The organism is Gracilibacillus orientalis, assembly GCF_900114645.1.
Classification (GTDB): Bacteria; Bacillota; Bacilli; order Bacillales; family Amphibacillaceae; genus Gracilibacillus; species Gracilibacillus orientalis.
Genome location: NZ_FOTR01000006.1, coordinates 193973 through 206155, shown reverse-complemented (window position 1 = coordinate 206155; position 12183 = coordinate 193973). Strand labels below are relative to the sequence as shown.

Here is a 12183-nt window from a genome sequence, read left to right as displayed (position 1 = left end):
AGGAGTGAAACAACATGAAAGAACTTTTACTAAGCTTACTTGCTGGGATCATGATCGGCATCGTATTTAAATTTATGAAATTACCATTACCAGCACCGCCAGTACTTGCAGGAATAGTAGGTATCTTTGGTGTTTATTTCGGAGGACAGATTGCTGATTGGATCAAGACATTGTTCTAAAAGGTTATAGATGATGTTCAAAAAGGCACCAAATGATAAGCGGCGAATCTTTTTGTTGGCTTGTTTTTCTTGCTTCTAATTTGGCACCTTTTTGAATACGCACTTATAGAGAGGAAGATTAACTTTGAACTCATTTAAACGTGTATTTTTAATAGTATTAGATTCTGTAGGAATTGGAGAAGCACCGGATGCAGCTAAATTTAATGACAAAGGTGCGGATACATTAGGTCACATTGCAGAGCATATGAATGGTTTAAATATGCCTCATATCGGAAAATTAGGATTAAGTAATATTCGAGAAATAAATGGTATCGAAAAAGCGGAACAACCAACAGCACATTATACGAAAATGCAAGAGGCATCAAACGGGAAGGATACGATGACAGGGCACTGGGAAATCATGGGTCTACATATTGAACAGCCTTTTCAAACCTTCCCTGATGGGTTTCCTGATGATTTAGTTCAACAATTAGAAGAGAGAACAGGACGAAAAATTATCGGTAATAAACCAGCTTCAGGCACGGAAATTATGGAAGAACTTGGCGAAGAACATATGAGATCAGGAGATTTAATTGTTTACACTTCAGCTGACTCTGTTTTACAAATTGCTGCACATGAAGAGATTATTCCGATTGCAGAGCAATACAAAATCTGTGAAATTGCTCGTGATTTAACGAAAAATGAAAAATATATGGTAGGTCGAGTAATTGCCCGTCCGTTTGTTGGTGAGCCTGGTACTTTTGAGCGTACATCTAATCGTCATGATTATGCTTTAAAGCCTTTTGGAAGAACTGTGATGAACGATTTAGCGGATACCGATTACGATGTGATTGCATTAGGAAAAATATCTGACATTTATGATGGGGAAGGTGTAACAGAGGCAATTCGTACGAAGGATAATGCTGATGGCATGGAGAAATTCATCCAATCTATGGATAAAGATTTCCACGGATTGAATTTCCTCAACCTTGTTGATTTTGACGCAAAGTATGGACACCGTCGTGATCCCCAAGGCTATGGCGAAGCATTGGAAGCATTTGATCAACGTTTACCAGAAATGCTTGATAAATTGCGAGAAGATGATCTTCTTATCATTACAGCAGATCACGGTAATGACCCAGTACATCATGGGACAGATCATACAAGAGAATATGTACCGCTTCTAGTCCGTCATAATCATATTATAAATGGTAAACAATTAGAAATAAGAAATACATTTGCCGATATTGGTGCTACCATTGCAGACAATTTTAGTGTAACATTGCCATCAAACGGGAAAAGTTTTCTAAAAGAGATTGATTAAGAGGAGGCTGTTCAGATGAACCACTTAGCAGATGCAACTACTTATCTAAAAGACCAAATTAAATCCCAACCTAAAATCGGTTTGATTTTGGGATCAGGTTTAGGTATGCTTGCAGATGAAATAGAGAATCCAACTAAAATTAAATATGAAGACATTCCGGGATTCCCGGTATCAACTGTAGAAGGACATGCAGGGCAATTAGTGATCGGAAATCTTCAAGGTATCGATGTTATTGCGATGCAGGGCCGTTTTCACTACTATGAAGGGTATGGCTTAGATGCGGTAACATTTCCTGTCCGTGTAATGAAAGAATTAGGGATTGATAAGTTATTAGTAACCAATGCTGCAGGTGGCGTTAACCGCTCTTTAGAACCCGGTAATTTAATGTTAATTACGGATCATATTAACAATACCGGTCAAAACCCTTTAATCGGAGAAAATATCAGTGAGCATGGTGTCCGATTCCCAGATATGTCAACCGCTTACGACCGTGAATTACAACAAGTAGCCAAACAGGCGGCCGAGCAACTGAATATTACATTAAAAGAAGGTGTTTATGTTTGGAATACCGGTCCAAGCTATGAGACTCCAGCAGAAATCCGCATGTTAGATACAATCGGTGGAGATGCCGTGGGTATGTCGACTGTACCTGAAGTAACCGTTGCTCGTCATGCCGGTATCAAATGTGTTGGTGTATCTTGCATCTCGAATATGGCAGCTGGAATCTTAGATCAACCTTTGACACATGATGAAGTTATTGAAACAACGGAAAAAGTTCGAGAATCCTTTTTACAATTTGTTAAACAACTAATCCAAGAAATTGGTTAACATAAAAGAGGAGGAACGATGATGAAAAAACAGTTAATAGAAGAAGCTAAAAAAGCACGCGAAAAAGCATATGTACCGTATTCCAAATTTAAAGTAGGCGCGGCATTATTGGACGATAAAGGTAATATTTTTCACGGTTGTAATATCGAAAATGCTGCTTATTCCATGTGTAATTGTGGTGAAAGAACAGCATTATTTCACGCATATGCAACAGGTTCTAAAAACTTCGAAATGATGGCAGTCGTAGCAGATACAGATCGCCCTGTATCACCATGTGGGGCATGCCGTCAGGTTTTGGCAGAGCTATGTGATCCAAATATGAAAGTACTCTTAACCAACCTACAGGAAAATGTAGAGGAAACAACAGTTAAAGAGTTATTACCAGGCGCATTTATTGCCGATGATATGTCCAATGCTAAATAAATAAGGAGGATGAGATTGAATATGACCTTAGCAAACAAAATTGATCATACTGCATTAAAACCAGACACAACAAATGAACAAATCGAGACTTTGTGTAATGAAGCGAAAGAATACGGTTTTTTCTCCGTTTGTGTCAATCCAACATGGGTAGCCTATGCGAAAGAATTATTAAAAGGGACGGATGTAGCAGTTTGTACGGTGATTGGTTTCCCATTAGGTGCAACGGCCACTGCTGTTAAAGCTTTTGAAGCCAAATACACCATCGAGAAAGGTGCAACAGAAGTTGACATGGTGATTAATATCGGTGCATTAAAAGATGGAAAACATGATGTAGTACAAAAAGATATCGAAGCAGTTGTACAAGCTGCATCTGGAAAAGCATTAGTAAAAGTGATTATTGAAACATGCTTACTAACAGACGAAGAAAAAGAAACAGCTTGTCAATTAGCAGTTGTAGCAGGTGCTGACTATGTCAAAACATCAACAGGTTTCTCAACAGGAGGAGCTACAGCAGAAGATATTGCATTAATGCGTAAAACTGTCGGACCAAATGTCGGTGTCAAAGCTTCAGGTGGTGTCCGCGACTTAGAGACTACACAAGCAATGATTGATGCCGGGGCATCCAGAATCGGTGCAAGCGCAAGTGTTGCTATTGTAAACGGTGAAGAAAGTAATAGTGATTATTAATATATAACAGGTGAGGATACAGCATTATTGAGTGCTGTATCCTTTTTTAGTTGATAGAATTAAAACAACCCTTATAACCTAAGACGACACTAGATATCAGAATCTTGAAACATTCTACGTACATTACTCGTAAAGTAACTACCGAAAAATGTTTAAAGGGGGCCTTGAAATGGAAGAAACCGCTCTTAACAAAGAAAATGAGAGACATGCTAGGAAAGAAAATCCTAAATTTGGCTGGGGTGGGATTATCAGCTTTTTCTTATCTTACCTTGGTTTTGTGCTTGTGATAGGTTTAATATTTGGGATTGTTGCAATTATATTAGATGGAGGGGGGGAAGGATATTATACAAACTTATTGATGGAAAGTCATTATACGTTAATCCTAGATTCTCTTGGATTTGTGATTGCTCTGTTATTATTTAAGAAGGTGCGACATTTTCTTAAATCAGCATTCTCATTGAAACCGTTAAAAAAGGGGAAAACATATTTATATCTTTTATTGGCATTGATCTCCAATTATATTATTCAATTTTTGATTCTCAATGTGTTTAAGTGGGAAGAAGGCGGGAGCCAAATTGATACCTTTGGTTTAGAAGGTTTGTCAGACCATTGGTTTAATATTTTATTGTTCTACTTTGCCTTTACCATATTAACGCCGATTAAAGAAGAAATTATGTTTAGAGGATTAGTACATAAATTTTTAGATGTTAAATATTCATTTTGGATAGGACTAATTGTGTCTGCCGTTATTTTTGGCGCATTACATCCAGGACATTTTCTATCTGCCATGATTATGGGGATGATTTTTATCGGGGTATATCGTCTGACTAATACATTAGTAGTGCCAATAATTCTTCATATTATTTGGAACCTGTATGCGATAACGGGAATGTTAGCGATGTTGGAAATTATATAAGTATAATACATAATCCATCATGCACAAGCCATCCTAAGAAAGTATAGGAATATCACCCAGGAGAAATCTAGGATAATAATTTCAGCTGAAAGGGTGTTACTTGTGGAATTTGATTGGATTTGGAAAGCTATTTTAATCATAGTAATTGGAACGTTACTCCTTCGTGTAGCTGGCAGGAAATCGATATCACAAATGTCATTAGCACAAACCGTCCTAATGATAGGGATTGGTTCATTACTGATTCAGCCGGTATCTGGTAAGAATATATGGGTAACATTTGGAGTTTGTGCCATTTTGATTCTTACATTGATTGCATTGGAGTACTTTCAACTTAAATCGGACAAAGTCGAAAATTTCATTACAGGAAAATCAGCTATATTAATTGAGAATGGACAATTAGTTGAAAAAAACCTTAAGAAGTACCGTTTAACAGTAGATTTACTGGAAATGTTATTACGTCAACAAAATGTAACTAAAATCAGTGATGTTGAATGGGCAACAATAGAACCAAATGGGCAGATAGGTTATTTGTTAAAATCTGATGCTCAACCAATGACTAAAGGTGATTTTCAACAAGTTAATACTCAATTAAAGCAACTTCAAACAGCCTTAAATGTTTTGCAAAAGAATACGGATAATAATACGCAAAATCCGAAAGAACAAGATAATATATTTCAGGAAGTAGCAGATAAGCAACATCAAACTCCTCCACCCAAACATTTAGAGTAAATCAATTCTTTTTAGAACCATTCCTATTAGTAGTAGGTCCTACAAGTTGCATCAGGGGATGAACGAGTCTGATTTGAATTTGCAACTTGTTATTGCTCAAAAGTTAATTAATTGAGATCTTATTTATCAACAAAAAATGTGAAGTATGCTACAGCATAAAAGTTTAATAAGCCATTTTGAAAAACAAGAGTCATCCGGTTGATAGGGCATTGAGTGAACTTGGAAAGGCTATTAAAACCATTTTCATAAGCGATTCTTAATGCACGAAGAAATTAGACTGGAGATTCAAAAAAGGTTCAACGTAGTCGAGAATAGAATTCTGCGGTCGATTAATCTTCTCCGGTAACAATGGTTAAATTCAGAAGAACCAGGTAGAAGCTAAGGAAATTGCTGTGCTATTTCTTTGGCTTCTTCAAAATAGTTTGGTCGGATATTAAAATCGAAAACACGATGAAAGAGCAAAGAGGCTTGAGAACATGACACATGAAGATTTACATGCTCTTTCTCTTTTAAATTATAATCACATTACTCCCTATGGTCTATTTGATGTGAACTAGATAAACGATTTGTATTATAAGCCCATCGATGATGGGCTTATTTCCGTTTCTTAGACATATCGCCCTAAAAATTAAACTCCTCAATAAGGAAATTTTAAAAACACAAAACTAAACAATTCTGAGCTACGTCTTATATTTGAGAAAGGAGTGAACACATGCCCAGCAATTTTTCTAAACAAACTAATCTTATAGAAATGGAAAATACTAATATGAATCAAGTAAATGCAGAAATTTGGTTAAATGACTTAATGAACGAATATGGGCAGGAAATGATTTGGTTGGCTTATAGTTATGTAAGAGATAAAGCTATTGCTGAAGATTTAACTCAAAATGCGTTTCTGAAGTGTTATCAGAAGAGGAATCAATTAAAAGACAATGCTTCCATAAGAAGTTGGGTTTATCGGATTACGATTAATGGTTGCAAAGATTATTTGAGAAGTTCTTATGTTAAACGTATGATTCCGACTGATATACTTCAAAGTATCTTTAGTCGTAAAAAAACCGAGTCAACAGAGTCTATCTATTTAAAGAATGATACTTCTAGTATTCTGACTGAAAATGTTTTTTCTTTAGCTCCAAAATATAGAGAGGTAATTATATTATATTATTTTGAAGAATTAAAGATTAGAGAAATTAAAGAGATACTTCAATTAAATGAAAACACCATCAAAACAAGGTTGAAGAAAGCAAAAGAATCTCTTAGAAAAACATTGGAAAGAGGTGACCTTTATAATGGATAAAAAATTAAAGAACCTAAGGAAAGATATGATTTCTTCTGAGTTAAAAGAGGTTAAATTTGAAAATAAACACAAACAAAATATTTTTGAACAGATAAACATTAAGAAAAGAAGATCTTTTACAAATATGATGCCTAGAATATTAAGTGTTGTAGCAGTTTTTTCTGTCATTTTGTTCTTAGGAATACTTATAAATAACAATTTTAATGCTGGACATTCACCAAATCCAAATAACAATGTAAGTCAAAGTATAAATCAAAAGGAAAAAGAGGTTGAGGAAAAAGATAGTGAGCAAAAAATAGAAACTTTATCAAAAGAAGAGGTACATCTTCTTATGTTAAATACAGTAGATCATTTTGATACAGTAGAAGGAGAGTTTAGGTCTCAAACACCATATGAAACAGCAAATGTAGAGTATACGATAAGTCTCTTAGAAGGTCAGCTAGGTGGAAATGTTACAACGAATTCTAAATTTACACAGGATAATACGGAATACTCAGATAGTGAATCGGTTGTGTTTAATGAAAAGGAGTTTTTAAAACTTAATCACGACGGCAAAGAATATCTTTTATCTGAAGATGCAGCTTTTAATGATAATGGTCCAATTACTTTAGAGGAGGTATATGGTGAAAATGATGATGGTGAACCAGTAAGTAGGAAGAGAGGACGTCCGCGAGTTGGGTATGCTAATAATTCAGTTTTTCCATATGAAATAGCTACTAACTTTTTAAAAGATTATGAGGAATGGGAGATCGAAAAACAATCTGCTGATTTACTTGATCGCAAAGTAATAGTAATCAAAGGAACATTAGATGAATATAGCGCTACTAAAACAACAGGATCAGCTTTTAAATTTTGGGTAGACCGACAAACCGGAATTCTTCTAAAGAAGGAAATTTATAATGAAAAAGATGAAGTGGTGGACTATCTTGAAACGGACCACATTAAGATAAACCAAAAAGTAGATAATTCTACTTTTTCCATTGAAATACCTGATGGATATTCTGAAGATCAATTTGAATGGAAATAAAAGACTTTTACTTTAAAATAGTTGAAAAATTCCCGCCAACTCTCTATCTTTATAAGGAATAAAATGGTAATGTTTCAATAAAGGAGGAATGAAAGAATCAATAGAAAAATTCTAGTATGGTCAATGGTGGGTATACTTTTATTATCTCTTTGTTTTATCGGTAACGCTTTTCTACAAGATGAAGGCACTCCAAAAGAAGTTGTTGAATCACCATTCAAGGCTTTAATAGTAGGTGACGTGGAAACCTTTGCAACTTATATGGATGATGATCGCTTGGCCTCGAAGGAAAAACAGTTAGAAAGTTATAAGGATAATCTTCGTACATCATCTTTTATCGACTTTGAAATTATGGAATCAAATAAAGTTTCTGATTCCTTTTTTGAAGTTATAGTAGAAATCGAATATGCTGATGGTGCTATTGACCAATTACCTGCTAAGGTGAAACGGATCGACAATCAATGGAAGATAACATATGCAGAATATGAACCAGGTGAAGTAGAACATATAGCAGAAGCAACATAAAATTGATTTCTCTACTCTAGAAATGTTTAATGGTAATATACTTCAAATGCAACCGATTAACGATTTAACACCACCGTATAGTTGGAGTACGGGACTATGCCACTGTGTTTTTACTTTATGGAATAATCGGAATGACGGCTACCCTTATTGGTCCGAAAAACACGGTTGTTATAAGAACAAGGAAATAGCAATGAAAAAGAAGCTAAACATGTTGACGACACATTTTAGCTTCTTTTCATTACTAAGTAAGAAATTAGAGGATTTGTCTAGCTCCGAGCGCCCAAAAACTAGGCGACTTCACCAATCATCCTACGATAAAGAAGACTTGCCGATTGGTGAAATCAGAGGCTTAGTCGCCCTTATGCCTGTCATCATCGGTTCGTAAACTCACCGTGATTCCTTTATCTCAATTGATTCGCTCCAGCCACTCTTGTTTTAAGCGGGCGCTCTGCGCATTTCTAACTTACATATCTATTCCAGATTAGCGTGTTTTCCATACATTTCATTCGTATCTAAACCTTTTTTTTCCATAAATCTTAAAATAACGGCATCATAGAATAGTAAGGAAGTTTGCTCAAACAGTGATCCCATAGGTTGGATTGTTTTATACTCAGTATCTGTTTGCTCTTTAGGTGCTCCTGGTAACTTAATGATGAAATCAGCAAGCTTTCCAATAGTGGACTCAGGCGATAAAGTAACGACTGCTATTTTGCCGCCGATATCTTTAGCTTTTTCAGCAAGTGTCACAAGACTTTTAGTCTCACCTGATCCAGAGGCAATGATTAAGATATCGTCTTTTTCAAAGCTAGGTGTTACGGTTTCACCAATTGTATAGGCATCAATCCCCATATGCATCATGCGCATAGCAAACGATTTAGCCATAAAGCCTGATCTACCAGCACCTCCAACGAATACCTTATTAGAGTCGGAAATTTTGTTTACTAGTTCCTCCGCTTCCTGCTGGTCGATTAGGTCTACTGAGTGGGACAGTTCAGCAATAATTTCCTTTAAATATTGTGTAGTATTCATAAAATTATCCTTGTTTAATCATTTCTCGCATTTTTGTTGCAACAGCCTGTTTATCTTCTTGATTAGCAATTCCTCCACCAACAATAACTAAATCAGGTTGGGCTTTGATAACCTCTGGAAGTGTTTCTAGTTTAATACCACCGGCAATTGCGGTTTTAGCATTTTTCACAACTTGTTTAATCTTTAGAAGATCTTCAAGAGAGTTCTTTCCGACTGCCTGCAAATCATACCCCGTATGAACACAAATGTAATCTACATCAAGAGCATCCAACTCTTTTGCTCTTGTTTCAATGTCCTTCACAGCGATTAAATCAACCAATATTTTCTTTCCTTGTTTTTTAGCTTCTTCTACAGCGCCTTTGATGGATTCATCTTCCGCCACTCCTAGAATAGTAACAATGTCAGCTTTTGCCTCAGAGGCTTTTAGCACTTCATAACCTGCAGCGTCCATCGTTTTTAAGTCAGCTAATACTTGTAAATTAGGGAAGGCTTCTTTTATTTCCCTTACAGCTTTAAGTCCTTCTATCTTAACAATAGGTGTACCAATTTCTACAATATCAATCTGATTCTCAACTTCTTTAATTACTTCTTTTGCTTCCGGAATGTTAACAAGATCTAGCGCTAATTGTAATTCCATTTGATCAAGTCTCCTTATTAAGTATTTAACTACAGTGTTTTAATAACTTACTACCACTATTATCCCTGCTTTAAATTTTCATCAGGATAAGCGGTCATTACTTAGTCAATTATATAGACTAAATCACATTTCTGTAAGTAGGCACTTATTTTTGATATAGTATCATAAAATAGACTAACGGATAAGAATGGGGTTGGATCTTGAAAAATGGAAAATTTTTATCCTGAAAAGGAATTAACATTGTCTGTTATAGAAGGCAAATGGAAAATAACTATTTTATGCCATTTAGGTTTAAAAGGGACCAAGAGGTTTGGGGAATTACGAGCATTAATTCCTAATATTACGCAGCAGATGTTAACAAATCAGCTGAGAGAATTAGAAAGTAATAACATTGTTTATCGAAAAGTATATCGTGTTGCCCCACCAAAGGTAGAATACTCCTTAACAAATCATGGAAAGAGCTTGCTACCTATCTTAGAATTGTTTTATACATGGGGTAAGGAAAATCTAAAACAAGAGTTACAAGGAAATTATGGTATTTATTATGAAAAAACGCTAACTTTATCTGTGATAGAGGGAAAGTGGAAGCTAATTATCTTGTGCCATTTAGGATTACAAGGTATGAAACGTTTTGGAGAGCTTAGAAAATTAATTCCTAGCGTTACTCAAAAAATGTTAACAAACAAGTTGAGGGAACTGGAGAAAAGTGGTTTAATCCACCGAGAAGTATATCCTGTTGTACCTCCAAAGGTAGAATATTCCTTGACGGACAAAGGAAAAAGTCTACTCCCTATTTTGCATATGTTAGAAGAATGGGGAAGGAGTTATATGAAACAACAAGATCAGGAACTTAAGTCTTCCCACTAATGTATGGATTTCAAGAGGTAAAAGGATTTTTGTAGGACCAACCTGTTTCAATAGGAGGCCCTACAAAAATTTTTACTCATCATATAGAATAGACTTAATATCATTCTCATCTAAATAATCTTCATATTTTTCATGTGCTTCATTGACGCCTATATATTTTCCATCCATTCCAGCTAATAAAAATCCTTCCAGTTCCTCTACACTGCCCACTTGTTCTTTGGAATGGTAGTACATATTATCGTAATCTTTTTCAGTATCATAAAAGTCAGAAGGACCATCAGAAGAACCATATTGTTCAACGCTTTGCCAAGCATCCTCGCCGTCAAACATCGTATGATCGTCACCTTCTAATTCCTGTTCATCGATATTTGAATGAAGAATGTCTTCTTCGATTGGCCGTTGTTGTTTATCTATATCACGTTCAGCGTGTGTCATACATCGAGTAGTGGTAGGCATTGCCATCATTCGTTCACCGGGTATATCGTTATGACAGACCTCACATTTGCCATAGCTTTCATTTTCAATTGCTTGTAATGCGTGTTTGATATCAGCTAATTCTTTTTCCTCGTGTTCATTAAGGGCAATATCTTTCTCTCTTTCAAATAACTCTGAACCTGTATCAGCTGGATGGTTATCGTAATTGGATAATTCAGAAGTCGATTCTTGATTTAAGGCTTGTTCTAAGCCGAAATGATCTTTTAGATGCTGTTTTATTATTATTTGTCGCTCTAATAATTCTTGTTTACATTGTTGTAAGTCAATGGGATGTAGCAAATTTTACACCTCCTTATATCTTAGTATGTCCGAATCTTTATATTACACTAAAGATGATTTTGGAAAATTAAATGGATAAAGGAGAGAAGCGAGGAGATAATATAAAATGTAGACGAATCATAAAAAAACTGACTTCCTTATAATAAGGAAATCAGCATTTTTCATACAGTAAGACAGTATAAACGGAGATGTCTACCCGAAAGTGCCCTACGATAAGGAAGACTTGATGATTGGTGAAACCAGAGGCACCTTATGCCCTTGGGCGAAAGTCATCTTGGGTTCGCATGTTCACCTTGATTCCTTTATCTCAGTGGATTCCGAAGTCGCTACATTTCTATACGGGCGTTCTGCACTTTTCTTTTTAGCTACGGGCTTTTTCAAACTCGGTAATTTTATCAGCATGTGTTAAGGTAACAGCAATTTCATCCCAACCGTTTAGAAGCATTTCTCGTTTATAATCATCTAAATCAAAAGACGCTTCAAAACCATGATTGTCATAAAGTTTCTTTGCTTCTAGGTCAACGGTTAAATAATATTGATCTGATTCAGCATTTTCAACTATTGTCTGTACTTCTTCTGCCGTTAATTTAACAGGAAGAATACCGTTTTTCGTACAATTATTATAAAAAATATCAGCATAACTTGGGGCAATGATTACTCTAAAACCATAATCTTGTAATGCCCATGGAGCATGCTCCCGAGAAGATCCGCAACCGAAGTTTTCACCAGCAACTAAGATAGATGTCCCTTCATACTTCGGTTGATTTAAAGAGAAATTTTCACGCAATGCACCTTTTGAATCAAAACGCCAGTTATAAAAAACGAATTGACCAAAACCTTGGCGTGAAATACGTTTCAAAAATTGTTTGGGAATGATTTGATCTGTATCTACATTCGCACGATTTAAAGGATAAACTAGCCCCTCATGTTTACGAATTGGTTCCATTTATCGTGACCTCCTTTTA

General features: G+C 35.5%; 16 protein-coding genes and 1 pseudogene. 13 read left to right on the top strand and 4 right to left on the bottom strand.

From position 1 onward, the window contains the following. Positions 1-14 precede the first annotated feature (14 nt). From BM121_RS12790 to BM121_RS22300, 11 genes are all read left to right on the top strand, one after another. Positions 15-179, top strand: coding sequence for a XapX domain-containing protein (locus BM121_RS12790; RefSeq protein WP_091484036.1), 165 nt, complete (start codon positions 15-17; stop codon positions 177-179). A 124-nt stretch (positions 180-303) separates the two neighbouring features. Then, positions 304-1482 (top strand): phosphopentomutase, encoded by a 1179-nt coding sequence (deoB, locus tag BM121_RS12785; RefSeq protein WP_091484035.1) that lies wholly within the window; start codon positions 304-306, stop codon positions 1480-1482. Positions 1483-1497: 15 nt separating this feature from the next. Beyond that, positions 1498-2310: a purine-nucleoside phosphorylase gene (locus BM121_RS12780; protein ID WP_091484034.1), complete on the top strand. Its 813-nt coding sequence runs from the start codon at positions 1498-1500 to the stop codon at positions 2308-2310. Between the two features lie 18 nt (positions 2311-2328). After that, positions 2329-2733: a cytidine deaminase gene (locus tag BM121_RS12775; protein ID WP_091484033.1), complete on the top strand. Its 405-nt coding sequence runs from the start codon at positions 2329-2331 to the stop codon at positions 2731-2733. A gap of 21 nt (positions 2734-2754) precedes the next feature. After that, positions 2755-3420, top strand: a complete 666-nt coding sequence (deoC, locus tag BM121_RS12770; protein ID WP_425432237.1) for a deoxyribose-phosphate aldolase — start codon at positions 2755-2757, stop codon at positions 3418-3420. A gap of 169 nt (positions 3421-3589) precedes the next feature. Next, positions 3590-4336, top strand: a complete 747-nt coding sequence (locus tag BM121_RS12765; RefSeq protein ID WP_091484031.1) for a CPBP family intramembrane glutamic endopeptidase — start codon at positions 3590-3592, stop codon at positions 4334-4336. Between the two features lie 102 nt (positions 4337-4438). Further along, positions 4439-5065: a DUF421 domain-containing protein gene (locus tag BM121_RS12760; RefSeq protein ID WP_091484030.1), complete on the top strand. Its 627-nt coding sequence runs from the start codon at positions 4439-4441 to the stop codon at positions 5063-5065. A 712-nt stretch (positions 5066-5777) separates the two neighbouring features. Beyond that, positions 5778-6362, top strand: coding sequence for a sigma-70 family RNA polymerase sigma factor (locus BM121_RS12755; RefSeq protein WP_091484029.1), 585 nt, complete (start codon positions 5778-5780; stop codon positions 6360-6362). Further along, positions 6355-7389, top strand: coding sequence for a LolA-like protein (locus BM121_RS12750; RefSeq protein ID WP_091484028.1), 1035 nt, complete (start codon positions 6355-6357; stop codon positions 7387-7389). Before BM121_RS12755 ends, BM121_RS12750 begins: the two co-directional genes overlap by 8 nt. Positions 7390-7515: 126 nt before the next feature. Continuing rightward, positions 7516-7911: a DUF4878 domain-containing protein gene (locus BM121_RS12745; RefSeq protein ID WP_175495424.1), complete on the top strand. Its 396-nt coding sequence runs from the start codon at positions 7516-7518 to the stop codon at positions 7909-7911. Positions 7912-8119: 208 nt separating this feature from the next. Next, positions 8120-8296: a hypothetical protein gene (locus BM121_RS22300; protein WP_217649318.1), complete on the top strand. Its 177-nt coding sequence runs from the start codon at positions 8120-8122 to the stop codon at positions 8294-8296. Positions 8297-8382: 86 nt separating this feature from the next. Here the strand turns inward: BM121_RS22300 and hxlB are convergent, their stop codons facing one another. Both hxlB and hxlA read right to left on the bottom strand, forming a co-directional pair. Next, positions 8383-8940 (bottom strand): 6-phospho-3-hexuloisomerase, encoded by a 558-nt coding sequence (hxlB, locus tag BM121_RS12740; protein ID WP_091484026.1) that lies wholly within the window; start codon positions 8938-8940, stop codon positions 8383-8385. Between the two features lie 4 nt (positions 8941-8944). After that, the gene (hxlA, locus tag BM121_RS12735; RefSeq protein WP_091484025.1) at positions 8945-9577 is read right to left on the bottom strand and encodes a 3-hexulose-6-phosphate synthase; all 633 of its coding nucleotides are present in this window, start codon (positions 9575-9577) and stop codon (positions 8945-8947) included. A gap of 207 nt (positions 9578-9784) precedes the next feature. Here hxlA and BM121_RS22470 point away from each other — a divergent pair. Beyond that, positions 9785-10081, top strand: a pseudogene (locus tag BM121_RS22470) (winged helix-turn-helix transcriptional regulator); the annotation flags it as partial. Between the two features lie 33 nt (positions 10082-10114). Continuing rightward, on the top strand, positions 10115-10444 hold the full coding sequence (locus BM121_RS22465) for a winged helix-turn-helix transcriptional regulator (protein WP_245780805.1): 330 nt from the start codon (positions 10115-10117) through the stop codon (positions 10442-10444). A 72-nt stretch (positions 10445-10516) separates the two neighbouring features. On the opposite strand, the gene BM121_RS12725 is transcribed toward BM121_RS22465, so the two are convergent. Continuing rightward, entirely contained in the window at positions 10517-11218 is a 702-nt protein-coding gene (locus tag BM121_RS12725; RefSeq protein WP_091484023.1) for a TraR/DksA C4-type zinc finger protein, read from the bottom strand. A gap of 361 nt (positions 11219-11579) precedes the next feature. After that, the gene (gene leuD, locus BM121_RS12720; protein WP_091484022.1) at positions 11580-12164 is read right to left on the bottom strand and encodes a 3-isopropylmalate dehydratase small subunit; all 585 of its coding nucleotides are present in this window, start codon (positions 12162-12164) and stop codon (positions 11580-11582) included. Between the last annotated feature and the right edge of the window lie 19 nt (positions 12165-12183).

Coding starts and splice junctions, on each gene's coding strand:
- BM121_RS12790 (WP_091484036.1), top strand. CDS start 15: ATGAAAGAACTTTTACTAAGCTTACTTGCTGGGATCATGATCGGCATC.
- deoC (WP_425432237.1), top strand. CDS start 2,755: ATGACCTTAGCAAACAAAATTGATCATACTGCATTAAAACCAGACACA.
- hxlA (WP_091484025.1), bottom strand. CDS start 9,577: ATGGAATTACAATTAGCGCTAGATCTTGTTAACATTCCGGAAGCAAAA.
- BM121_RS12775 (WP_091484033.1), top strand. CDS start 2,329: ATGATGAAAAAACAGTTAATAGAAGAAGCTAAAAAAGCACGCGAAAAA.
- BM121_RS12765 (WP_091484031.1), top strand. CDS start 3,590: ATGGAAGAAACCGCTCTTAACAAAGAAAATGAGAGACATGCTAGGAAA.
- BM121_RS12755 (WP_091484029.1), top strand. CDS start 5,778: ATGCCCAGCAATTTTTCTAAACAAACTAATCTTATAGAAATGGAAAAT.
- BM121_RS12750 (WP_091484028.1), top strand. CDS start 6,355: ATGGATAAAAAATTAAAGAACCTAAGGAAAGATATGATTTCTTCTGAG.
- BM121_RS22300 (WP_217649318.1), top strand. CDS start 8,120: ATGTTGACGACACATTTTAGCTTCTTTTCATTACTAAGTAAGAAATTA.
- BM121_RS12780 (WP_091484034.1), top strand. CDS start 1,498: ATGAACCACTTAGCAGATGCAACTACTTATCTAAAAGACCAAATTAAA.
- leuD (WP_091484022.1), bottom strand. CDS start 12,164: ATGGAACCAATTCGTAAACATGAGGGGCTAGTTTATCCTTTAAATCGT.
- hxlB (WP_091484026.1), bottom strand. CDS start 8,940: ATGAATACTACACAATATTTAAAGGAAATTATTGCTGAACTGTCCCAC.